This is a genomic window from Myxococcus sp. AM010 (genome assembly GCF_013372585.1).
Taxonomy (GTDB): Bacteria; Myxococcota; Myxococcia; order Myxococcales; family Myxococcaceae; genus Myxococcus; species Myxococcus vastator.
Window position 1 is genome coordinate 1 of record NZ_JABXEO010000046.1, and the last position, 22387, is coordinate 22387.

General features: G+C 69.2%; 18 protein-coding genes, 2 tRNA genes and 1 pseudogene. 4 read left to right on the top strand and 17 right to left on the bottom strand.

Annotation, left to right across the window (positions count from 1 at the left end; all coding sequences use genetic code 11):
- Positions 1-471: pseudogene (locus HV826_RS20880) on the top strand (tol-pal system YbgF family protein); the annotation flags it as partial.
- A 22-nt stretch (positions 472-493) separates the two neighbouring features.
- Here HV826_RS20880 and HV826_RS20885 read toward each other — a convergent pair.
- Together HV826_RS20885 and HV826_RS20890 are read right to left on the bottom strand one after the other, a co-directional pair.
- Entirely contained in the window at positions 494-1684 is a 1191-nt protein-coding gene (locus tag HV826_RS20885; protein WP_176418790.1) for a tRNA-uridine aminocarboxypropyltransferase, read from the bottom strand.
- Between the two features lie 208 nt (positions 1685-1892).
- The gene (locus HV826_RS20890) at positions 1893-2675 is read right to left on the bottom strand and encodes a hypothetical protein (protein ID WP_217918714.1); all 783 of its coding nucleotides are present in this window, start codon (positions 2673-2675) and stop codon (positions 1893-1895) included.
- Between the two features lie 260 nt (positions 2676-2935).
- Here HV826_RS20890 and HV826_RS20895 point away from each other — a divergent pair, with 260 nt between their 5' ends.
- On the top strand, positions 2936-3700 hold the full coding sequence (locus HV826_RS20895) for a 16S rRNA (uracil(1498)-N(3))-methyltransferase (RefSeq protein ID WP_176418792.1): 765 nt from the start codon (positions 2936-2938) through the stop codon (positions 3698-3700).
- Between the two features lie 31 nt (positions 3701-3731).
- The gene (locus HV826_RS20900) at positions 3732-5282 is read left to right on the top strand and encodes an aminopeptidase P family protein (protein ID WP_176418793.1); all 1551 of its coding nucleotides are present in this window, start codon (positions 3732-3734) and stop codon (positions 5280-5282) included.
- Positions 5283-5288: 6 nt separating this feature from the next.
- Here HV826_RS20900 and HV826_RS38115 read toward each other — a convergent pair whose 3' ends face one another.
- The 15 genes from HV826_RS38115 to HV826_RS20975 all read right to left on the bottom strand — a co-directional run bounded on the left by HV826_RS38115 (position 5289) and on the right by HV826_RS20975 (position 20830).
- Positions 5289-6668, bottom strand: coding sequence for a DUF2914 domain-containing protein (locus HV826_RS38115; RefSeq protein WP_176418794.1), 1380 nt, complete (start codon positions 6666-6668; stop codon positions 5289-5291).
- Between the two features lie 90 nt (positions 6669-6758).
- Positions 6759-7079: a Grx4 family monothiol glutaredoxin gene (gene grxD, locus HV826_RS20910; RefSeq protein ID WP_176418795.1), complete on the bottom strand. Its 321-nt coding sequence runs from the start codon at positions 7077-7079 to the stop codon at positions 6759-6761.
- 14 nt (positions 7080-7093) lie between these two features.
- The gene (locus HV826_RS20915) at positions 7094-7351 is read right to left on the bottom strand and encodes a BolA family protein (RefSeq protein WP_176418796.1); all 258 of its coding nucleotides are present in this window, start codon (positions 7349-7351) and stop codon (positions 7094-7096) included.
- Positions 7351-7896 carry a YqgE/AlgH family protein gene (locus HV826_RS20920; protein WP_176418797.1) on the bottom strand — a complete coding sequence of 182 codons (546 nt, stop codon included), beginning with the start codon at positions 7894-7896 and terminating at the stop codon, positions 7351-7353. The genes HV826_RS20915 and HV826_RS20920 overlap by 1 nt, the downstream gene beginning before the upstream one ends.
- A 72-nt stretch (positions 7897-7968) precedes the next feature.
- Entirely contained in the window at positions 7969-8430 is a 462-nt protein-coding gene (locus HV826_RS20925) for a response regulator (RefSeq protein WP_163782692.1), read from the bottom strand.
- A 69-nt stretch (positions 8431-8499) separates the two neighbouring features.
- The gene (locus tag HV826_RS20930; RefSeq protein ID WP_176418798.1) at positions 8500-9312 is read right to left on the bottom strand and encodes an ABC transporter permease subunit; all 813 of its coding nucleotides are present in this window, start codon (positions 9310-9312) and stop codon (positions 8500-8502) included.
- Positions 9309-10193, bottom strand: a complete 885-nt coding sequence (locus HV826_RS20935) for an ABC transporter permease subunit (RefSeq protein ID WP_176418799.1) — start codon at positions 10191-10193, stop codon at positions 9309-9311. Before HV826_RS20935 ends, HV826_RS20930 begins: the two co-directional genes overlap by 4 nt.
- Positions 10190-11896 (bottom strand): peptide ABC transporter substrate-binding protein, encoded by a 1707-nt coding sequence (locus HV826_RS20940; RefSeq protein WP_176418840.1) that lies wholly within the window; start codon positions 11894-11896, stop codon positions 10190-10192. Before HV826_RS20940 ends, HV826_RS20935 begins: the two co-directional genes overlap by 4 nt.
- Positions 11897-12034: 138 nt before the next feature.
- Positions 12035-14482 (bottom strand): endopeptidase La, encoded by a 2448-nt coding sequence (gene lon, locus HV826_RS20945; RefSeq protein ID WP_176418800.1) that lies wholly within the window; start codon positions 14480-14482, stop codon positions 12035-12037.
- Between the two features lie 198 nt (positions 14483-14680).
- Positions 14681-16846: a prolyl oligopeptidase family protein gene (locus HV826_RS20950; RefSeq protein ID WP_176418841.1), complete on the bottom strand. Its 2166-nt coding sequence runs from the start codon at positions 16844-16846 to the stop codon at positions 14681-14683.
- Positions 16847-17043: 197 nt separating this feature from the next.
- Entirely contained in the window at positions 17044-18327 is a 1284-nt protein-coding gene (clpX, locus tag HV826_RS20955) for an ATP-dependent Clp protease ATP-binding subunit ClpX (protein WP_217917562.1), read from the bottom strand.
- A gap of 217 nt (positions 18328-18544) precedes the next feature.
- Positions 18545-19165 carry an ATP-dependent Clp endopeptidase proteolytic subunit ClpP gene (clpP, locus tag HV826_RS20960; RefSeq protein ID WP_011552098.1) on the bottom strand — a complete coding sequence of 207 codons (621 nt, stop codon included), beginning with the start codon at positions 19163-19165 and terminating at the stop codon, positions 18545-18547.
- A 21-nt stretch (positions 19166-19186) separates the two neighbouring features.
- Complete coding sequence (gene tig / locus HV826_RS20965; RefSeq protein WP_176418801.1) at positions 19187-20464, bottom strand: trigger factor; 1278 nt, start codon at positions 20462-20464, stop codon at positions 19187-19189.
- Between the two features lie 106 nt (positions 20465-20570).
- Positions 20571-20652, bottom strand: a tRNA-Leu gene (locus HV826_RS20970).
- 105 nt (positions 20653-20757) lie between these two features.
- Positions 20758-20830, bottom strand: a tRNA-Lys gene (locus HV826_RS20975).
- A gap of 385 nt (positions 20831-21215) precedes the next feature.
- Between HV826_RS20975 and bet the strand changes: the two genes are divergently transcribed.
- Positions 21216-22352, top strand: coding sequence for a phage recombination protein Bet (bet, locus tag HV826_RS20980; protein WP_176418802.1), 1137 nt, complete (start codon positions 21216-21218; stop codon positions 22350-22352).
- The last annotated feature ends 35 nt before the right edge of the window (positions 22353-22387 follow it).

The window sequence follows — 22387 nt, forward strand, 5'->3', positions numbered from 1 at the left end:
CTCCCCGCGGAGGCCCTGGCCCCCGTCGCCGCCGCGGGAGGCCCTCCGGCCGAGCCCCGGGCCCCCGTGGACCCGAACCAGGAGTTCGCGCCCTACCCCGCGCCGTCGGTGAACGTCCCCGTCGAGCCCGCGCCCCAGCCGCCTCCGGAGGCCGTGGCGAAGAAGGCCGCGAAGAAGCGCGGCCCCATGATTCCCATGGCCCTGGTTTCCAGGGACGCGGACGAGCGGTTCCTGGGCTACGCCCGGCTCCAGGTGAACTCGCGCAAGTGCGAGCGCTTCCTCGTGGGACTGGACGAGATTGCCCAACGCAGCCCCCGGGCCGCCCACCGCGAACAGGCGCGCTACCTGCGCGCGCGGTGCTTCGAGGAGAAGCTCGAATCCCACCGGGCCCGGGACGAGTACCGCCAGTACCTCAATGACTTCCCGCGAGGACGCTACGCCAAGGAGGCCAAGACGGGGCTGCTGCCTTGAGCGGGCGGCAACGGGCGCGGACTCAGCTGCCCGTGCGCGGCAGCTTCTGGGGCGGCTCGGTGGCGTTGCCTCGCTCCACCAGCTCGCGCACCACGGACTCCAGCGCGCGGATGCGTCGGCCCGCGCGGCCCGGGGCCCACTGCGGCACCTCCGGGCCCTCCAGCTGCGTCATCGCCTGCTCCACGCCGCCCGCCTTGCCCTTCAGCGCGCGCGCGGTGGCCAGGCGCACGCTGCTGGCCGGGCGCCGGGTGATGCCGCCCGCCCACAGCAGGTCCAGCGCGAACGTGGTCCACACCGCCAGCTCGTCATCGGGACGAAGGAAGGCCTCGAAGCGCTTCATCGCCTCCGCCCGGGGCTCCCCCGCGCGGAGGATGTCTTCCGACAGCTCCACATGCAGCGGCGTGCTGTAGGCCAGGGGCTGCTCGGGCGCGATGATGGCCTCGAAGCGCTCGCCCGTGGCCGGACGGCACGCCACCGCGTGCACCAGCTCCGTGGGAATCTCCTCGGCCCCCGCGGGGTGGGCGTTCGCCTCGCCGTAGAAGACGACGAGCTTCTCGAAGCGCTCCGCCAGCGTGCGCAGCTCCAGCGGCGGACGCCACGGCCCGAAGTAGATGCGGCGCCGGTTGGGCGAGGTGCGCGTCGACTGCCGCGCCAGCTGCGTGTCCACCATGTACTCGAAGGCCCGCAGCATGGTGTCGAAGCGCGCCGGGTCGCCTTCCAGGACGCCCAGCATCTCCACCACCGCCTCGATGGTGGACACGCAGTGGTCCGCGGGCTCCGCGCGAATGCGGTAGTTGCTGGGTCGGCGCGGCACGAAGCCGATGCGCGGCAGCCCCGCCAGCACCGGGTTGCGCGAAACGACTTTCTTCGCCTGCGGCCAGGTGCCGTCCACGACGATGAGCGTCTTGGGGGGATTCAGCCGCGCCTCTTCCACGGAGATTGCGTCCTCGCCCGGGAAGAGCACCGCCACGGAGTCCCGCTGCGCGGCCAGCTCTTCAATCCGCCGGTGGCCGGTGAAGTCCACGCCTTCATGCAGCTCGGAGTTGCTCAGCGACAGGTGGGCCATGCGCGCGGTGCCGATGGCCACGCGGCTCTCACGCGGGTGCTGGAGGAACACGACGCGCGTGCGCGTCTCCAACCGGGGCGGCAGTTGCGCGCAATAACACGCGCTCTCGGGACGGCGGCAACGCAGGCAGAGGTTACGCACGGCCACCGCCTTTACGGCACGCCCCGATGAGGGGCAAGTCCCACCACGGGAGGGCCGGGCAGGCCGAGTGCCCGGGGACCGGCTTCCCCAGGACACCGGCGGCCGGGCACGCCCCTGGACCCAGGCGTTCTCACGCGTGCTGCCGGTGGCCCCGGTCGGCGCCGCTCCGCGTTCACGGCGACGCGACCCCGCCTTCGCGGCATGACGGCGATTGTCACTGCTCGGGCAGGCCGCGCTCTCGCGCCCAGCGGCCGTGGGCATGTCGCCGCAACACGGCGAGCCGCGCTGGGTCCATCAGTGGCTCGAAGGCCTCAAGCCACTCGTCCATTTCGCCGCAGTGCGCATCCCGAGGTCCTTTGAGCGCGCCGAGCATGATGTCGCCGTTCCAGGTGTCGAACTCGCGCGCCGCCGCGTGGTCGAACGCCGCGCGGCCCTCCTCGGTGGCCAGGTACTCGCCCAGGCTCGCCTCCATCCAGGTAGAGAGCTGCTCGTCGCCGTGCTGGCCCCGGCAACTGAGCAGCCGGGCCGCCGCCAGGGCGCAGGTGTCGGGAGCCCATCCATGGTGCTCGATGAGCTGGTCGAGCACGCCCCACTGGTCGACTTCGTGGTCCAGGTCGCAGCTTCGCAGGAAGTCGATGTACGCGGGGAGCCAGGTGCGGTCGCGCAGGACCAGCGCCCCAATGGCATGCGTGCCGGCCGGGGTCTCCGCATCGGCCCACATGCGGTTGCCGTTGGCGCCCGCGCCGGTGACGACGGCGTAGTCGCGCAGCAGCGGGTGCAGGGACTCGAAGTGGGCGGCGCGCTCACACACCTCGTATTCGCGCAGCTCCCACTGGGCGGCGCCATCGGCGGTTGCCCCGCGCAGCGAGAACGTGAACGCATGCAGGCCGCCGTCGCCGCTCGCCTGCCGAGCCCCATCCAGGGCCCGCATCACCGCACGCAGGACCTCGCGGCACGTGTCCTCGGCGAGGGGGCCGTCCTCCACGGCGCCGGTCATGGGAATCACGAGCGTGACGGGCGCGCGCTCGTTCTTGCCTCTGGACTGGATAAGCAATTCGATTCCCACGCAGGCGGTCCCTTCGTCACGTTCGGCTGGCGGACACTAGGGGGCGGGGCGCGGGACGACAAGCGGCTGCGACCTGACGCTCAACGGCGACACTGGCGCGCGGATGGGCTGCTTGGAAATGCGATGGCGCCGCCGACCCATTCGTGCCTTCACCATTCCCCCTGCCGCGGGCGACGGGGTACAGAGGCCCGGTGAACCTGCTGCTCCTCCTGGACGAAGACCTCCTGCCCGACGGCACCGCGCGCCTCACCGGGCGGCGGGCCCAGCACGCCCGCGAGGTGCTGCGCGCCGAGCCCGGCGAGTCCCTTCGCGTAGGGCACCTGGGGGGCCTCACCGGCACCGGCGAGGTGCTGGAGAACAGCGCGGGCGTGCTGCACCTGCGCGTCACCCTCACGGAGCCCCCGCCCCCGCGCGCGGGCATCGACCTGCTGCTGGCCATCCCCCGCCCCAAGGCGCTGAAGAAGGTGCTGCCCGCGGTGGCGTCACTGGGCGTGGACCGCATCGTCCTGGTCAACGCGGCGCGCGTGGAGAAGAGCTACTTCGACTCCAAGGTGTTGGACGCCACCTTCGTCCACGAGCTGCTCCTCCAGGGACTGGAGCAGGCCCGGGACACGCGCCTCCCAGAGGTCCTGGTCCGTGAGCGCTTCCGCCCCTTCGTCGAAGACGAGCTCGACGCCGTCTTCGGCCCCCAGACGCTCCGCCTGCTCCCCCACCCGCCCGCGAGGCAGCCACTCCGAGCGCTGGGCGTGGGTCTGACCCAGCGCGTCGTCCTGGCCATTGGACCGGACGGCGGCTGGGTGCCCTTCGAAGCCGACCTCCTGGAGGCCCAGGGCTTCCGCCCCTTTTCGTTGGGGCCCCGCATTCTCCGCGTGGAGACGGCCGTGCCCGTCCTCCTGGGGCAGGTGGCGCTTCTCCGGGAGGACACTGCGGCGCCTCCCGTGACAACTCTGACTTGAAGGCCCGGCGTGGCCGGGTGAAGAGTTGTCCATGGCCACGACCCGTTCTTCCGCCGCCGCTCAGCCCGCCCTGGGCGAGCAACAGCCGATTGTCACCTCCGAGGAGCAGGCCCCCGCGGCCGCGCCCGCGAAGCCCGCCACGCACGACACGGTGCCGCCGCCGGCCCTGCTCGACTTCATGATGAAGTCGTGGAAGCCGCGCTCGAAGAAGCTGCCCCCGAAAATCAAGCAGGCGGACGCCTTCAAGGCCCGCCGCCGCGCGCTCTCCAAGCTGTTCCCCGGTGAGACGCTCATCATCCCCACCGGCCACGAGAAGGTGCGCGCCAACGACACCAACTTCCGCTTCCGGCCGGGCAGCGACTTCTACTACCTCACCGGCAACCTGGAGCCGGACTGCGTGCTCGTCCTCCAGCCCAAGGAGAAGGGCGGCCACACCGACGTGCTCTTCGTGGAGCCCAACCCGGGCCGCACCGACGCCACGTTCTTCACCGACCGCGTGAAGGGAGAGCTGTGGGAAGGCCCTCGCCTGGGCGTGAAGGAGAGCCAGGCGCGCTACGGCGTGGACCAGGCCCGGGGCCTCAACGAGCTGCCGGACTTCCTCTCCGGCCTCGGCGGCGCGGCGAGCCGCCCCACGCGCGTGCTGCGCGGCCTGTCACCCAAGGTAGACGGCGCCGTGGCGGAGCCGGGTGAGAAGGGCCAGGACAAGGGGCTGGCCCAGGCGCTGTCGGAGATGCGGCTGCGCAAGGACGCGCAGGAGCTGCGTGAGCTCCAGACGTCCATCGACTCCACGCAGCGCGGCTTCGAGGACGTCATCCGCGGCCTGAAGACGGCGAAGACGGAGCGCTACGTGGAGGGCATCTTCAACCTCCGCGCCCGCGTGGAGGGCAATGACGTGGGCTACCGCACCATCGCCGCCTCCGGCGCCCATGCGTGCATCCTGCACTGGCACCACAATGACGGGCCGCTCGTCCCCGGCGACCTGCTGCTGCTGGACGCGGGCGTGGAGGGCCAGACGCTCTACACCGCGGACATCACCCGCACGCTGCCCATCTCCGGGAAGTTCTCCAAGGAGCAGCGTGAAATCTATGAGCTGGTGCTGGAGGCCCAGGACGCGGCCTTCGCCGAGGTGAAGCCGGGCAACGACTTCATGGAGCCCAACCGCGCCGCCATGCGCGTGCTGGCGGAGGGCCTGGAGGCCCTGGGCATCCTCGAGGACGCCGAGGAGGCGCTCAAGGACGAGCACCAGTTCTACAAGCGCTACTCGCTCCACAACGTCAGCCACATGCTGGGCCTGGACGTGCATGACTGCGCCCAGGCGCGGCAGGAGGCCTACAAGTACGGGAAGCTCCAGGCGGGCATGGTGCTGACGGTGGAGCCCGGCCTCTACTTCCAGACGGACGACCTCACCGTGCCCAAGCGCTACCGCGGCATCGGCGTGCGCATCGAGGACGACGTCGTCGTCACCGCGCGCGGCTGCAAGGTCCTCTCCGCCGACATCCCTCGCAAGGCGAAGGACGTGGAGGCGTGGATGAAGTCCCTCTGGGCGGCGGACAAGGCCGCCCGGAAGGGCAAGAAGAAGTAAGGCGCGCTACTTCGGCTTCGCCGCCGCGGACGCGGCCCGCTCCTGCCACTCCGCGTGAGGCAGGGGCTTCACGTCCTTGAGCGTGGACACGGCGACGTCGAAGACGCGGGGCCCGGGGTTCGCATCCGGCCCCGCGGTGAAGTTGAGACGGTGGATTTCGTGCCCGTCCTCCGTCTCCAGCACCACGCGCCACGCGCCGGGCTTCAGGTTGGACGTCGTCGCATAATAGCGGTAGCCGCCGTCCGTGCCGTTGCTGCTGACGGTGGCCATGAAGCCGTTGCCGTACGTCGTCCAGCCCTTCCGCGGGTCGTCGAAGTACCAGCGCACGCGGACCTTGTACGACTGGAAGTGCTTCGGCGCGAAGATGCGGAAGAAGTAGTAGGGCTTGTCTCCCGGCTGCATCAGGAAGTCCGGCCCGCCCCACGTCCACGGCTTGTACCAGGCACCGGAGTCCACCGAGGACAGGTGGTAGACGCCCGGGCTCACCCGCTCCACCTGGTGGTAGATGCCCGCGAACTGCACGGCCACCGGCAGCGGCGGAATCACGCCCACCAGGTACAGCCCCAGCAGCGCGGCCTGCACGCCGAAGCCGGGGATGGCCACGTTGCGCAGCACGTACCGGTTGTCCGGCCGCCAGCGCCGGATGAGGCGCATCACCCCGAAGATGCTCGCGCAGCCCAGGGCCACGGCCAGCAGGAAGACCCAGAAGCCCATGCGCCCCAGCACCACCGGGAGCAGGCAGACGAAGTACATCGTCACGCACAGGCTGAGCAGCACCATGCGCATGACGGGGCCCAGCTTGCGGAACAGGGGCAGCTCGTTGGCCGCCAGCAGGGCGAAGAGGCCCACCACGAACAGGTAGGGCAGCGCGCCCGACGTGCTCTTGAAGAGCAGCAGCATGAACGCGCTGAGCAGGCTTCCGAAGAGGAAGTGGATGCCGTCCTCGCGCCAGCGCCAGACCTTCTGCAGGAACTTCGGCGGCTCCACGCCGTCCGGGTAGCGCTGCTCCAGCAGCAGCAGCCCCGTGAGGAACAGCAGGTAGCCGAAGTTCTGCCCCAGCGTCAGCGTGTCATCGATGCGGCTGATGGTGAGGACGTCGTAGATGAAGCCGCCGAAGAAGAAGACGGCCATCTCCCACTTCTCATGGCGGGCGCGGAACTGCTGCACCTTGTCCATGAGGGTAGGCGTCTTCGCCGTGTCGACCAGGTCCTCCGGGTCCACCACCACGCCCGGCGCCTGGGCCGGCGACACGGTGTCCGTCAGGGGGACGGCGGCGTTGCGCTCTGCGACGGGGACGTTCGCCTCGACGGCGGGGGCCGCGGTGGGCACCTCGGCGGAGGCTTCGTCCGGATTCTCGGGGGTGTTCTGACGGGTAGCGGTGACCACGGCGGTTCCTCGGGGCAGCGGCCTCCCATCCTAGCCGCAGCGAGGGGAATTGGTCTCCCCCTCGCCCGTCACGCCCCGAGGCCCCGTCCGCTAGGCCGGGCTCTTGCCCGCGACCAGGTCGGCCAGCTCACCGCGCTCGGCCAGCTCCATGAGGATGTCGGAGCCGCCGACGAACTGCCCGTTGATGAAAATCTGGGGGATGGTGGGCCAGTTGGTGAAGTCCTTGATGCCCTGGCGAATCTCCGGGTCCGCGAGCACGTCCACCGTGTGGACCTCCCCCAGGGGCTGCAGCACCTGCAGCGCCCGCGCGGAGAAGCCGCACTGAGGGAAGAGGGCGTTGCCCTTCATGAAGAGGACAATCTTGTGCGACCGGGTCTCCTGCTCCAACCGGGCCTTGAGTTCAGGCGTCATGGGTGCCGCTCCTTCTAGCGAGTCCCGAGCTTCTGCCACTGCTCGGGAGAATAGGTTTTTAGCGCGAGCGCATGCAGCTCGCCGCTCTTCAGCCACTGCTGCAGTGGCGCGTACACGAGCTGGTGCTGCTGCACCATCGCTTTCCCAGCGAAGTCAGGGCTCACCACCCGGGCCTCGTAGTGGTCTCCCGTCCCGGTGTAGTCCCGCACGTCCACCTCGGAGCCCGGCAGGGCCTCCAGGATGCGGGCCCGGATGAATTCGGCGTCGAGCATCAGTTCATTCCCCTTCCCATCACCAGCATGGCGGGGTCCACCCCCATGCCTCGCAGCGTCGTGTCCCACAGCTTTGCCGGCTCCTGCCCGAGCACCGCCTCCGCGGAGGCCTCGGTGAAGAGCCAGGAGCCGGCGGCAATCTCGCTCTCCAACTGGCGCGGCCCCCAGCCCGCATACCCCAGGCAGAAGCGCAGGCGCGGGTTTGGATTCGTCAGCAGCGGGCCCAGCGCGTCCAGCGTCACGCTCAGGAACAGGCCGGGCAGCACCGCGTGCTTCTCCCGCTGCTCCGTGTCGTCGTGGAGGACGAAGCCCCGCTGGGGCTCCACCGGGCCGCCCAGGTAGACGGAGTACTCCTTCCGCCCGGCGGCGATGCCCAGGCTCTGCCCGCGCGCCAGCTCACCGAGCGTCAAGGGGGCCGCCCGGTTGATGACGAGCCCCATGGAGCCCGTCTCCGAGTGCTCCAGCATCAAGACGACCGAGCGGTAGAAGTTCGGGTCGCCCAGCTGGGGCATGGCCAGCAGCAAGCCAGGAGCAAGGTTCTTCACCCCCAGGAGCATCAACCGTTCACGCGGATGGCGCAACCGGAACCCGCCCCGGCGCCCCTGGCCAGAGGGGCCTCAATGCCAGCTCGTGTGCCTGGAGCGGAGGGCCTCGGCCAGCCGCTCAGGGTCCAGGGGCTTGCCGATGAAGAGGTCCGCGCCCAAGCCCTTGCACTTGCGCGCCATGGCCCCGTCGCTCATGGCGCTGACGCCGATGAGGACGGACTGGGGGAAGCGCTCGCGCAGCCGCGACATCAGCGTCGCGCCGCTGCGGCCAGGGAGGAAGACATCGACGATGGCGGCGTCCATGCGCTTGTTGCGCACGGCGAACTCAGCCTCCTCGGCGCTGCCCACGGGCAAGGGCTCGTAGCCCCAGCCCGCCAGCATCTCCACCAGGATTTCGCGGTGGGCAGGGTCATCCTCGACGACAAGCACCGCGCCGCGCGCGGGCTCCAGCTTGAGCAAATCCGAGCGCTCCTCGCGCTCGCGGGTGTCGAGTTCGGTGGAGGTGGCAAGCTCTTCGCTAGGCGTCAGGGACATGGAGGCACCGATGTGGGCAAAAGGTTTCCGTGTGAGGAGAACCCCTCCCCCAACGTTGGGAATTCCACTTCAGGACGCCCGGCGCGGTGCCCCGGAGAGCGCCTGGGAAGCGAGCGAGGCGCCGAGCACCAGCAGCACGAGCAGCGCCCATGCGGGCAGCACCACCCGGCCGCCGCCTTCGTAGATGAGGGCCGCGTAGCTGGTGCCCAGGTAGCGGCCCAGGGACATGGGCTCCATCCGGGCGATGCCGAAGAAGCTCACAGTGGACTCGGTGAGGATGGCGGCGGGGAGCCGCGACAGGAACACCGCCAGCGCGAAGGGCCGAAGCGCGGGCCACAGGTGGACGCGCAGCAGGTGCAGCCCCCCACCGCCGAGCGCCCGGGACGCGGCCACGTACTCTTGTGATTCGAGCGTCGCCAGGCGGTTGCGGAACATGCGCGCGGGCCCGGCCCAGCCCACCAGGGCCAGCGAGACGACCATCAACCCGAAGGGGCCCAGGCCGCCGCCCGCGCCCGCGTCGGAGAGCGACTGCCCCGCGAGCTGGAGCACCATCACCACCAGCACGTCCGGCAGCGCGAAGACGGCGTCCACGGCGCGCAGCAGCGTCTGCTCCACCGCGCCACCGGACAGCCGCGCCACGGCCGCCACCGCGAGGCCCCAAAGCGTGGAGAGCGCGCCCGCCGCGAGCCCCACGGCGAGGGAGACCCAGAGCCCACCGAAGGCGAGCTCGCACACGGTGCGGTCCGGGCGCGTGGGGTCCATGCCCAGCGGACAGGTGCTGGCCAGCGCCTCCGGGAAGAGCCGCCCCGCCACGAGGCTGAGCAGGCCCAGTCCCACGAGGAGCGCCAGGCCCACGCGGGCGCGCGCGGGAACGCGGCTCATGCCGAGCCCTCCCGGGAGCGCGGGTCCACGGCGTAGCGCAGCACCTCCACCGCGAGGCTCACGACGACGAGCAGCGTCGCGAAGGTGGTGGTGGCGACGACGACGACGGCCACCTGCTTGTTGAGCACGGCGAGGACGTAGAGCTGGCCGAAGTACGGCAGGCCCAGGACGCGCTCCGCCGCGAAGGACCCGGCGAGCAGCGACGTGGCCACGGGCCCCACCGCGTCCAGCATCGCGGGCCACACGTTGGGCAGGACGTGGCGGCGCAGCACCGCGGCGCGCGACAGGCCCTTGCCCAGCGCGGTGCGCACGTAGTCGCGCGACAACTCCGCCTCCAGCGAGTCACCCACCAGCGTGCCCAGGAAGATGCCGGGCCAGATGGACGTCACCAGCGCCGCGCACAGCTCGGGCAGCAGATGTCCGCGCTCGACGACACCGGGCGCGAGCAACAACGCGGGGATGAAGACGGGCGTTCCGAACGCCACGGCGGGCACCACGTCACCGAGCGCGGCCCAGCGTCCCTTGCGCCACCCTGTGCGCAGCAGTGCAAAGCCCAGGGCCCACGTCAGCGCGAGCGGCAGCGCCATCAAGCCCACGCCCACGCTGCCGGACAGCTTCGTCAGCAGCTCATCGCCGGTGATGCCCTGGGCGCTCGTGCCCAGGCGCTCGCCGCGAAAGAGCTTCTCCCACGGGCGCAGGAAGCCCAGCGGCTCGCCGATGCCCAAGTCCCTCCGGTACGAGGCCGCGAGCTCACGCGACACCTGCCGCTTCGCGTCCGTCTCCGTGGTCAGCGGCAGCGACGCCATGAGGAAGTACGACGCCACGGCCACGACGGGCACCAGGACGACCTGCCGCGACAGTCGCTGGGCGATGGCCCTCACGGCGACGCCCCCGCCCGGGACGCATCCGCCGCCGGCGCCAAGCGCAGCGCGCGCAGCGCCAGGAAGTTGAAGGGGTCCACGTCCAGCCCGCGAAGCCGCTCACGCGCGCGGTAGTAGCGGTCCGGGTGGTACAGGGGCGCAATCACCGCCTGCTCCCCCACCAGCACCTCCTGCGCCTGGACATACGACGCACGGGCGCTCGCCTCGTCCGGCGCGCCGTCCCCCGCCTCCAGCAGCCGCTCGAAGCGCGCCATGGGCTCGCCGTCCGCCTGCGTCTCCCAGCCCGTCTGGTGGTTGCCCTCGCGCTCGAACAACGTGAAGAACGTATTCGGGTGCGCGTAATCCGCCCCCAGGCGCCGCAGGTACAAGTCATACGTGCGAGGCCCCCGCGGGGAGCGCCGGGCAAGCTCCGCCGAGAAATCCGAGCGCGCCTCCAGCACCACCCGCACGCCCACGCGCGCCAGCTGCGCGGCCAACCGCTCCGCGATGGCCACCTCGGGCACGAAGCCATCCCCGGAGCGGTAGACGAGCCGCAACGGCCGCTCCAGCCCCGCCACACCCGCCAGCTCCTCGCGGGCCTGCTCCGGCGCATAGGTTGGCAGCCGCGCGGCCTGCTCCGTCGTCGCGGCCCCCGGCAGCTCGGGCGGCAGCAACACATGAGACGGCCGCGCCGCGGGCAGCAGCCCCGCCAGCAGCGCCTCGCGGTCCAGCGCCCGAGCCAGCGCGCGCCGAACCTCGGGCCTGTCCAGCGGCGCCTTCTCCGTGTTGAAGGCCAGGAAGTACGTGGACAGCAGCGGCTCGCGGCGCAGGTCGTCCGGCCGGTGGATGCGCAGCGCCGCGGCGCTGTCCACGAAGACGAAGTCCACCCGCTCCCGCTCGTACAGCGCCGGGCCAATCTCCGACTTCAGCAGGGTGATGACCGGAGCGGGCGCCTCCCCTTCTGCCATCGGCGGCGGAAAGGACGAGGCCGGGTTGAGGACCAGCCGCACCCGCTCCCCCGCGCGGTCCCACTGCTCGACACGGTAAGGCCCCAGCGCCAGGGGCCGGCCATCCCGCGGACGGTCGAAGTAGTCCCGGACCTCCTCGTCCGACTTCCCCTCCAGGTCCGCCGAGGGCGCCGGATAGAACAGGTACACATTGGCCACGCGCGCCAGGAAGTAGCTGCGCGGCCGCGCCAGCGTCACCCGAAGCGTGTGCGCGTCCACGGCCTCCACGCCCACGCGCGCCAGCGCGGCGCGAACCTCGGCCTCCGGCGCGCCCCGCTCCTGGAGCGCCAGCGCCTCGGAGGCCCCTTCCAGGTCCGCCATCTCCCCGCGCTCGCGGCCCTGCAGCGCGCGCCGCCAGCCCACGACGAAGTCACGCGCCACCAGCGGTGCGCCGTTGGACCAGCGAACGTCTCGCCGCAGGTGGAACGTATAGACGTCCCGCCCCTGCCCGTCCGTGACGCGCTCCCACCGCTCGGCCAGCCCCGGCTCCACGCCATGGTCCGGCCCCAGCTGCGTGAGCCCACGCTGCGTGGCCAGCATCACCGGGTAGTTCGCCCAGCTGTCCGGGTCCGAGTGGCTCCAATCCAGCGTGGTGGGCATGGCCGGCACCACCACCTTCACGCCGGGCTCCGGCTGAAAGCCGCACGGCCCACACGACGCGGCCCACACGGCCAGCAGGTACCACCACCACCGGAGTCGAGCGCGCGGAGCCACCAGGGACCCTTCTACCCCGAAGCTCCCGGCGCCCGAAAAGGGAGAAGCCAGGAACCCGGCGACCTCGGTCGTCCGGCGTCCTGGCTTCCCTTCAGCGCGGCCCGGCGGGCGCGGTGGCTCGCCGGGTGCCGTCTGTCTCCGCTAGGCCGGAGCCACGGCCGGCGACGACGGCAGCTCGGCGCCCAGCTTGCCACCGTCGGAGACGGGCTTGCGGCCGAACTCCTCCGGCCGCTCCAACACCAGCGCCTCGCGCAGCACGTCGTCCACGAACTCCACCGGGACGATGCGCAGCTGCTTGCGAATCTTCAGCGGGATGTCCTTCAGGTCCTTCTTGTTGGCCTTCGGGATGAGGACCGTCTTGATGCCCGCCCGGTGCGCGGCCAGCGTCTTCTCCTTCAGGCCGCCAATGGGGAGCACCCGTCCACGCAGGGTGATTTCCCCCGTCATCGCCACGTCGCGGCGGATGAGCACGCGGGTGAGCGCGCTCACCAGGGCGGTGCAGATGGTGACGCCGGCGGACGGACCGTCCTTCGGAATCGCGCCCTCCGGCAGGTGGACGTGGATGTCGTAGTTCTCGAACGCCTTGCGGTCGATGCCGAAGCGCTCGGCGCGGCTGCGCACGTAGGACATGGCCGCCTGCGCGGACTCCTGCATCACCTCGCCCAGCTTGCCGGTGATGATGAGCTTGCCCTTGCCCGGCATCACCGTGGCCTCGGTGGTGAGGATTTCGCCACCCAGCTCCGTCCAGGCGAGGCCCGTGACGATGCCCACCTGGTCCTCGCTCTCCGCCACGCCGTAGCGGTAGCGGGGCGTGCCCAGGAACTTCATGGCCATCTTCCGGTCCACCTCGATGTCCCGCTTGCCGTTCTTCAGCACGTCGCGGGCAATCTTGCGGAACACGCCACCAATCTCACGCTCGAGCGAGCGCACGCCCGACTCCCGCGTGTAGCGGTGGATGATGGTCCGCAGCGCCGGGTCGGAGATGTCCACCTTGAGGTCCGCCAGCCCGTTGGCCTCCTGCTCCTTCGGGATGAGGTAGCGCCGGGCGATGGAGAGCTTCTCCGGCTCGGTGTACCCCGCGATGCGAATCACCTCCATGCGGTCCTGCAGCGGACCGGGGATGTTGTGCATCGTGTTCGCGGTGCAGATGAACATCACCTTGGACAAGTCGTAGTCGAGGTCCAGGTAGTGGTCGTTGAAGTTGTGGTTCTGCTCGGGGTCCAGCACCTCCAGCAGCGCCGCGCTCGGGTCGCCACGGAAGTCCGTGGACATCTTGTCGATTTCGTCGAGCAGGAAGACGGGGTTGTTGCTGCCCGCCTTCTTCAGCGACTGGATGAGCTTGCCCGGCATCGCGCCGATGTACGTGCGGCGGTGGCCACGAATCTCCGCCTCGTCCCGCACGCCGCCCAGCGACAGGCGCACGAACTTGCGGCCGGTGGCCCGGGCGATGGAGCGCGCCAGCGACGTCTTGCCCACGCCCGGCGGCCCCACGAAGCACAGCACGGGGCCCTTGAGCTTCTTCACCAGCTGCTGCACGGCCAGGTACTCGAGGATGCGCTCCTTCGGCTTCTTCAAGCCGTAGTGGTCCTCGTTGAGCACCGTCTCCGCCTCGGTGACGTCCAGGCGGTCCTGGGTCTCGTCGTACCAGGGGAGGCTGATGATCCAGTCGATGTAGTTGCGGACGACCGTGGCCTCGGCGCTCATCGGGCTCATCATCCGGAGCTTCTTCAGCTCCTTCTTGACCTTGAGCGTGGCCTCCTTGCTCATCCGCTTGTTCTTCAGCTTCTCTTCAATCTCCTGGATTTCGTTCTTGAACTCGTCGCGCTCACCCAGCTCCTTCTGAATGGCCTGCATCTGCTCATTCAGGTAGTACTCCTTCTGGGTCTTCTCCATCTGCTTCTTGACGCGCGTGCGGATCTTCTTCTCCACCTGGAGAATCTCGATCTCCCCCTGCATCAGCTCGTAGAGCTTCTCCAGGCGCTTGGCCGGGGACTCCGTCTCAAGCAGGGCCTGCTTGTCGTTCAGCTTCAGGGAGAGGTGCGCGACGATGGTGTCCGCGAGCCGCGCCGGGTCGTCGATGCTGGCCACCTGCATCAGCATCTCAGGCGGAATGCGCTTGTTGAGCTTGACGAAGGCCTCGAAGACGGAGTGGACGCTGCGAACGAGCGCCTCCAGCTCCACCGTCTTCTCCGCCTGCTCCTCCACCTCTTCCACCTCGACCATGAAGAAGGCGTCGTTGGGGTGGAACTTCTTCACCTTGGCGCGGCGCACGCCCTCCACCAGCACCTTGACCGTGCCGTCGGGCAGCGGGAGGAGCTGGATGACGTGGCCCAGCGTACCGAAGTGAAAGATGTCGTCGGGGGTGGGGTCGTTCGTCTTGGCCTTCTTCTGCGCGGCCAGCAGGATGACGGCCTTGTCGTCCGGCCCCTTGTGCGCCATCGCGTCCTTCAACGCCGCGATGGACTTCTCCCGGCCGACGAACAACGGCACCACCATGTGCGGGAACACGATGATGTCCCGAAGGGGCAAGAGCGGGACCGTCAGACCCCGCTTCTGGGCTTCCTTCTTGTCGTCACGTCCGAAGAACATGTATCCGCCACCTGCGGGCCGTCGGAGTTGCAGGCCCCTGGAAGAGTTGCCCGTCTGCTCGCTCGCCGAGCATTCGTACGGGATGCAGCAGTTCTATAACACGGCGATTCGCGGCGCCGTTCCCCGGCTCAAGATTGGGGAACGGCGTCGTGCCATCAAGGGAACACCCGAGGCTCCCTCGGGCGTCCGCTTGGGGTGTCAGCGGCCCTGCGCAGCCACCCCACCCTGTGCCCCCTGGACCTCCAGGGCATGGAACAGGAACGAATACAGGTCCACGCTGGACTCAATGGCCTTGGCCACCTGGTCCGCGCCGCCGTGGCCCGCGTTGGCTTCAATACGCAGCAGCGCCGGCGCCGGGTTTCCGGGCGCGTTCTGCACCGCCGCCACGAACTTGCGGGCGTGCATGGGGTCCACCCGGTCGTCGTGGTCCGCCGCCATCATCAGCAGCGCGGGGTAGCGCACCTCCGGCCGCACGTGGTGGTAGGGCGAGTAGGCGTGCAGCGTCTTGAAGTCCTCGGGCTTCTCCGCCGTGCCGTACTCCGGAATCCAGGTCCGGCCGCTGCCGAAGAGGTGGTAGCGCACCATGTCCAGCAGGGGCACCGCGCACACCACCGCGCCGTACAGCTCCGGCCGCTGCGTCATGGCCGCGCCCACCAGCAGGCCGCCGTTGCTGCCGCCGTAGATGGCCAGCCGCTTGGGCTGCGTGTACTTCGCCTGGACCAGGTGCTCGGCCGCCGCGTGGAAGTCGTCGAAGACGTTCTGCTTCTTGTCCAGGCGGCCGGCGTCATGCCACGCCTTGCCGTACTCGCCGCCGCCGCGCAGGTTGGCCACCGCGTACACGCCGCCCGCGTCCAGCCAGGGCAGGATGCTGGAGCGGAAGGTGGCCTCCATGTTCACGTTGAAGCCGCCGTAGCCGTAGAGCAGCGTGGGCGCGTTGCCGTCACGCTTCAGGTCCTTGCGGTGCACCACGAACATGGGCACCTTCGACCCGTCCTTGGACGCATAGAAGACCTGCTCGACCTGGTACTGCGCCGGGTCCATGGGTACGTCCACCTTGGCCCACAGCTCCGACTTCCCGGTGCTGACGGACGTCTTGTAGATTTGACGGGGCGTGGTGAAGGACGTGAAGACGTAATAGGCGTCATCCAGGTCCTCCAGGCCCACCAGGTTGGACGCCGCGCCCACGCCCGGCAGTTGCACCGTGCGCACCGGATGGCCCTTCAGCGTGGCCACGCGCACCTCGGACGTCGCGTCCTTGAGGTACTCCAGCGCCAGGTGCCCGCCGACGATGTTGGCGGACAGCAGGGACGCGGACGGGTCCTCGGGGACGATTTCCTTCCACGACGCGCGGGCCGGCTTCGCCGGGTCCACCTCGAAGACGCGCTGGCGCGGGGCGCCCTCGTCGGTGAGGACGTAGAAGCGGTCCTTCCAGGCGCGAACCTCGTACTTGGCGCCCGCGCCCTTCACCAGCAGGCGGAAGTCCTTCTCACCCGGGCGCTTCCAGTAGACGTCGTTCTCGCTCCAGCCGCGGAGGATGTAGACGAACAGGTACTTGCCGTCGCGGCTCAGGTCGCTCTGGAGGAACGTCGTCGGGTCGCCGGTGCGCTCGTGCACCACCGGGTCCTTCGACGGGTCCGTGCCCAGCGCGTGGTAGCGGATGGTGGTGTAGCCGGGGCGCTCGTCCACCTTGATGGACGCGTCCGTGGGCAGCCACTCGTAATAGAAGCCCTTGCTGTCGGGCGTCCACTTGGGCGTGGCGTACTTGCCGCCCTCGATGACGTCCACCTTGGACCACTCGCCGGAGTCCACGTCGATGACGTGCAGCACCGCCTCATCCGCGGCGTTGGGCTTCTGGGCGAAGGCCACCTTCTTGCCATCCCAGGACGCGGCCCACGTCCCCAGGGACACGGTGCCGTCCTTGCTCCAGCCGTTCGGATCCAGCAGCACCTGCTCCTGCGCGCTCTCCCCCTGGCGCCAGTAGAGGATGGCCTTCTCCTTGTCCTTGTGGGTGCGGACGTAGAAGAAGCGCCCGGCGCGGCGCGACGGGGTGGAGACGGAGTCGGTGTAGAACAGCTCCGTGAAGCGCTTGTGCAGCGCCTCGCGGCCGGGGAACTTCGCCAGGGCCTCGCGGGCGTGCGCGTCCTGCGCCGCCATCCACGCCTGGACCTCGGGGGCCTTCTCGTCCTCGAGCCACCGGTAGGGGTCCGCCACCTGGACGCCGTGCAACGTGTCGACAACCTGCTCTGCCCGGGTCGCCGGGTGTGACATGCGGGGGGACTCCTCAGGGACGGGGGCCGCGGAGGCTGCCGCGGGCAGCTCCTCACGCGCGGCCTCCTTCTGGGAGGCACACGCCGCGAGCGACATCAGGGCGGGGACGAGCAGCTTTCTCATGGGCCCAGCACATACAGAAAGGCCCCCGGCCGTCCCACAAAAAGTGTGGCGGGGCCAACGCAGCCCGGCCCCTCCCCTGATGAAAGGGGCGCGCCCGGACCCCACCTGGTGGCTCCGTGACGCGCCCCGTCAATCAGGCGACACCGGGGCCCCAGACAGGGGCCCAGGCGTCAGGCGGATTCCTTCTTCGGCTCCGCGGCTTCCTTGTCCGGCTGCGCGTGCAGCACCACCGGCTCGCTCTTCTTGAGAATCACGTCCTCGGAGATGAGCACCTCGCGGGCCGTCTTGCGGGACGGGATTTCGTACATCACGTCCAGCATGGCCGACTCCAGGATGGAGCGCAGGCCACGGGCGCCCGCCTTGCGGCGGATGGCCTCGTTGGCAATGGCCTTGAGGGCGCCGTCGGTGAACTTCAGCGTCACGCCGTCCAGCTCGAAGAGCTTGCGGTACTGCTTGGTGAGCGCGTTCTTCGGCTGGTTGAGGATGTTGATGAGGGCGGCCTCGTCCAGCTCCTCCAGCGCGGTGATGATGGGCAGGCGGCCGATGAACTCCGGAATCATGCCGAACTTCAGCAGGTCCTCCGGCTCCACGTGCTTGAGCAGCTCCGTGAGGCTGCGTTGCTTCTTGGACTGCACCTCCGCGCCAAAGCCCAGGCTGCGACCGCCCATGCGCCGCTCAATCACCTGGTCCAGCCCGCCGAAGGCGCCGCCGCAGATGAAGAGGATGTTGGTGGTGTCCACCTGCAGGAACTCCTGCTGCGGGTGCTTGCGGCCCCCCTTGGGCGGGACGTTGGCCACCGTGCCTTCGATGAGCTTGAGCAGCGCCTGCTGAACGCCCTCGCCGCTGACGTCGCGGGTGATGGAGGGGTTCTCCGACTTGCGCGCGATCTTGTCGATTTCGTCGATGTAGACGATGCCGCGCTGGGCCCGCTCGATGTCGTGGTCGGCGGCCTGCAGCAGGTTGACGATGATGTTCTCCACGTCCTCGCCCACGTAGCCGGCCTCGGTGAGGCACGTCGCGTCGGCGATGGTGAAGGGCACGTTGAGGATGCGCGCCAGCGTCTGCGCCAGCAGCGTCTTGCCGCTACCGGTGGGACCCAGCAGAAGGATGTTGCTCTTCTGGAGCTCCACGTCCTCCATCGCGACCTTGGACTCGATGCGCTTGTAGTGGTTGTGCACGGCGACGGAGAGCGTCTTCTTCGCCCGCTCCTGCCCAATCACGTACTCGTCCAGCACCGCCTTGATTTCGGAGGGCCGGGGGATGCGCAGCTTGGTGTCCTTCGTCTCCTCGCGGTCAATCTCCTCCGCGATGATGTCGTTACACAACCCGATGCACTCGTCGCAGATGTAGACCGTTGGCCCCGCGATGAGCTTCTTGACCTCCTTCTGTGACTTTCCACAGAAAGAGCAGCAGAGGGTCTGGTTGTCTCGCTTCTCCACGTTCTTGCCCGCCATTTCGTCCCTCGCTGCGCCTGAAAGGCCCCCGACCCCGAACTCCACCCCGTTCCTGGCTCGGAACCAATCTAGTCAGCCCCCGTCCGGAACGTCCACGCGCCTTCCGGGTACTTAACAGGGCCTGTGCCGTGACGCAGAAAGCAGAAAGCCGGAGTCGCGGGGGCGCATTCCCGCGGCTCCGGCTGCCAACCGAGGCCCCGAAGCCTCGGCAATCCGCCTACTTCTTCTCTTCCTTGCCCAGCCCCACGACCTTCCGGGGGTTCTGGATTTCATCGATGATGCCGTAGGCCTTCGCCTCGGACGCGCCCATGAAGTAGTCGCGGTCCGTGTCCTTCTCGACACGCTCGATGGACTGTCCGGTGTGCTTGACGATGAGCTCGTTGAGCTTCGCCTTCATCCGGAGGATTTCCTTCGCCTGGATTTCAATGTCCGTTGCCTGACCGCGCACACCGCCCAGGGGCTGGTGAATCATGATGCGGCTGGACGGCAGGGCGTAGCGCTTGCCCTTGGCACCGGCGAGCAGGAGGACGGCCCCCATGGAGGCCGCCTGCCCGACGCAGATGGTGGACACCGGACACTTCACGTACTGCATGGTGTCGTAGATGGCGAGGCCCGCCGTCACCGACCCGCCCGGCGAGTTGATGTAGAGGTTGATGTCCTTGTCCGGGTCTTCCGACTCCAGGAACAGCAGCTGGGCGACGATGACGTTGGCCACGTCATCGTCGATCTCCGTGCCCAGCATCACGATGCGGTCCTTCAGGAGCCGGCTGTAGATGTCGTACGAGCGCTCACCCCGGTGGGTCTGCTCGATGACGTAGGGAACGGGCATGAAGGGCATGTCGACCTCGGTGAGGGAACCTTACGAATACTTCGCCCGGCTCCTCAGGAATTCAATCGTCTTTTCCTCCCGGAGTCGGAGAGACAACCCGAGCCGCTCGTCGGCGCCCTTGAAGTACTTCTGCACCGTGGCCACGGGCTGGCCCGCCTCGGTGGCGAGCTGCTCGATGCGGGCGTCCACGTCCGCGTCGGAGGCCTGGATGCCCTCCTTCTGAGCGATGGCCTCGAAGAGCAGCGTGCCCTTCACTTCCTGGAGGGCCTTCTCGCGCATGTCCTCGCGCAGACGGTTGAAGTCCAGGTTGAGCTGGCGAGGGTCCACGCCGGAGCGCTGGAGCTGCTGCAGCGCGCCGCGCAGCATGGAGTCCATGGCCCGCTCCACCATGGCGCGGGGCACGTCGAAGGTGTTGCGCTCCAGCAGCGCCTTCACCAGCGCCTCGCGCTCCTCGCCCTCCACCTGGGACTTGCGCGCCTTCTCCATGTCCTCACGGAGCTTGGTGCGCAGCTCGTCCATGGACTGGGAGATGCCCGTCTGCTTGGCGAAGTCGTCGTTCAGCTCGGGGACGATTTCCTTCTGCACGCCCTTGAGCGTGACGTGGAAGCGCGCCGTCTTTCCGCGCACCTCCTCCACCTGGTACTCCTGCGGGAAGGCGTAGTCGATGTCCTTGGACTCGCCGACCTTCACGCCCTCCAGGGCGGCAATCTTGGACTCCACCAGCTCACCGGGCTGCACCTGCACGGTGATGCCCTCCGCCTTGCTGCCCGCGAAGGGCTGGCCGTCCACGGTGGCGTCGAAGTCCACGGTGGCGTAGTCGCCAGAGGCGGCGGTGTCGCGGTCGGTGACGGGCTCCAGCCGGGCCATCGACTGGCGCATGCGCTCCAGCTGCTCGTTCACCTGCTCGTCGGTGACGGCGGCGTCGGACTTCGTCAGCGGCAGCTCGACGTAGTCCTTGGCCTCCACCTTGGGCTTCACCTCGACGCGGGCCTCGAAGGTGAACGGGGTGTTGGCCTTGAGGCCGGAGTTGGTCACCTGCGGCGTGGCGACGACCTCCACGTTGTGCTCGCGGATGGCCTCCACGTACGCGCTCTGCACCACGCGCTGGATGACCTCGTCCTCCACCTGGTCACGGAACCGCTGCTCCAGGATGCGGCGAGGCACCTTGCCCTGACGGAACCCCGGCAGCCGCACCTGGCGGCCCAGGTTGGAGTACGCGCGGGTCAGCTCCTCCGCCACGCGGGCATCGTCGACCTCGATGGAGAGCTTCTTCTCAATGGGAGAAAGCTCTTCGACCTGGACCTTCATGCGGGCCTCGCTCGCCACCGCCGCCGGACAATCAGTCGTTTCGGGCGGTGCCGGAAAAGTGGGACGTGCGCCTTTAGGGGATAGGCACGAACGGGTCAACGCGAAATGGGCGAGGAGGGACTCGAACCCTCACACCTTGCGGTACCAGATCCTAAGTCTGGCGCGTCTACCAGTTTCGCCACCCGCCCGGGTTGCCTCGTCGTGCGCTGCACCGTCTTACCGTGAAACGTCCACGGGACGGCAGAGGGCCAGAAAAACAAAAAGGCCCCTCCATTTCTGGAGGGGCCTCGCAGTGAGAGCGGAGGGAATCGAACCCACAACCTATGGATTAAGAGTCCATTGCTCTGCCAATTGAGCTACGCTCCCGGCACTGCCCCGGTCCGCCGCCTGCGCTGCGCGACGTCCAGGTGGCGGCGGTAACTACAGAACGCCGCTGGCTGTGTCAAAACGTTTTTTCGCGCCCCCCCTTCATTCCTGTCCATGGCGATCTGTCTCCGGTGATTTCTGGAGGCGGCGCTGGTCCGCATGCCCTTCAGCCGGGCCCGGCGCGTGACGCAGGCCTGTGAAGCGAGCGCCCTGCACCGATGTTCAACATGGCCGTAGCACGTGTTCGTCCCCGCCTGGCGGGACGGCGGGCGCGTGACGGCCCGCGGTCAGTCACCTCAAGAGCACCGAGCACCCCGCGGCAACCATGCGGGCGGACGGAGGTCGTCCGCCCTTTTCGCGCAGGACGTAGCAGGAGAAGACAGCGATGGAAGCCAACCCCCAACAGAAGGTGGAAGGAACGGCGAGCGGCCACGGAGGCCAGCACGCCGGGTGGACGCGGGAGCGCGTGGAGCTTGTGAAGCGGACCATCTGCCCTCGCGGCATCAGCGAGGACGAGTTCGCCCTCTTCATCGAGCAGTGCAAGCGCAGTGGCCTGGACCCGCTCCTCAAGGAGGCCTTCTGCGTGGCGCGCCGGCAGAACGCCGGCAACCGCGAGCGGCCCAACTGGGTGACGAAGTACGAGTTCCAGCCCTCCGAGGCCGGCATGCTCGCGCGCGCCGAGCGCTTCCCGGACTTCAAGGGCATCCAGGCGAGCGCGGTGTTCGCCGAGGACGACATCGTGGTGGACCAGGGCCGCGGCGAGGTGGTGCACCGCTTCAACCCCGCCAAGCGCAAGGGCGCGCTGGTGGGCGCCTGGTCGCGTGTGGTGCGCGAGGACAAGCTGCCGGTGGTGGTGTGGTTGGACTTCAGCGGCTACGTCCAGCAGACGCCACTGTGGTCCAAGATTCCCACCACCATGATTGAGAAGTGCGCCCGCGTGGCCGCCCTGCGCAAGGCGTACCCGGAGGCCTTCGGTGGACTCTACGTGCGGGAAGAGATGCCCGCCGAGGACTACGAGTCGCACGCGGATGAGCACGGCAGCGGCCCCTACGAGGTGCTGGGCGCCAAACCCGGCCCCATCAAGGCGTCCTTCTCGCCGCTGCCATCCCAGGAGCCGCGCGCGTCCCAGGCCGCCGCGGCCCAGTTGGACATCGACGTGCCGCTCCAGCCCAGGCGTCCCCGCGAGTCCCCCCTGGAGGCGGCGGCCAACCCCGCGGCCCCCCAACCGGAGCCGGTGGCCAAGGCCCCACCCGCGGCCAGTCCGGAGCCCGCGCCACGCCCCAAGCCGAGCGCCGTGGTGGTGGCGTTCGGCCCCCACAAGGGGAAGACGGCCTCCGAGCTCTCCGACGACGAGCTGAGCGAGTCCATCGACCTGGCCAACGAGAAGCTGATGGAGCAGCCCCGGGCGCGCTGGGCCAAGGCCATGCGGGAGAACCTGCTGGCGCTGGAGGCGGAGACGGAGCTGCGCTGCCGGGTGCCGGCGACGAAGGGCGGCGGCAACGGCGTGGCCCATGATGCGTGAAGCGGAGCCGGGGACCGATAGGCTGTGAGGGGGCG

What these genes read in the sequence shown, in the direction of transcription:
- HV826_RS20890 (WP_217918714.1), bottom strand. Translation starts at nt 2,675, where the DNA reads ATGACCGGCGCCGTGGAGGACGGCCCCCTCGCCGAGGACACGTGCCGC.
- HV826_RS20900 (WP_176418793.1), top strand. Translation starts at nt 3,732, where the DNA reads ATGGCCACGACCCGTTCTTCCGCCGCCGCTCAGCCCGCCCTGGGCGAG.
- grxD (WP_176418795.1), bottom strand. Translation starts at nt 7,079, where the DNA reads ATGACGCCTGAACTCAAGGCCCGGTTGGAGCAGGAGACCCGGTCGCAC.
- HV826_RS20915 (WP_176418796.1), bottom strand. Translation starts at nt 7,351, where the DNA reads ATGCTCGACGCCGAATTCATCCGGGCCCGCATCCTGGAGGCCCTGCCG.
- HV826_RS20925 (WP_163782692.1), bottom strand. Translation starts at nt 8,430, where the DNA reads ATGTCCCTGACGCCTAGCGAAGAGCTTGCCACCTCCACCGAACTCGAC.
- HV826_RS20930 (WP_176418798.1), bottom strand. Translation starts at nt 9,312, where the DNA reads ATGAGCCGCGTTCCCGCGCGCGCCCGCGTGGGCCTGGCGCTCCTCGTG.
- lon (WP_176418800.1), bottom strand. Translation starts at nt 14,482, where the DNA reads ATGTTCTTCGGACGTGACGACAAGAAGGAAGCCCAGAAGCGGGGTCTG.
- HV826_RS20950 (WP_176418841.1), bottom strand. Translation starts at nt 16,846, where the DNA reads ATGTCGCTCGCGGCGTGTGCCTCCCAGAAGGAGGCCGCGCGTGAGGAG.
- clpX (WP_217917562.1), bottom strand. Translation starts at nt 18,327, where the DNA reads ATGGCGGGCAAGAACGTGGAGAAGCGAGACAACCAGACCCTCTGCTGC.
- clpP (WP_011552098.1), bottom strand. Translation starts at nt 19,165, where the DNA reads ATGCCCTTCATGCCCGTTCCCTACGTCATCGAGCAGACCCACCGGGGT.
- tig (WP_176418801.1), bottom strand. Translation starts at nt 20,464, where the DNA reads ATGAAGGTCCAGGTCGAAGAGCTTTCTCCCATTGAGAAGAAGCTCTCC.
- bet (WP_176418802.1), top strand. Translation starts at nt 21,216, where the DNA reads ATGGAAGCCAACCCCCAACAGAAGGTGGAAGGAACGGCGAGCGGCCAC.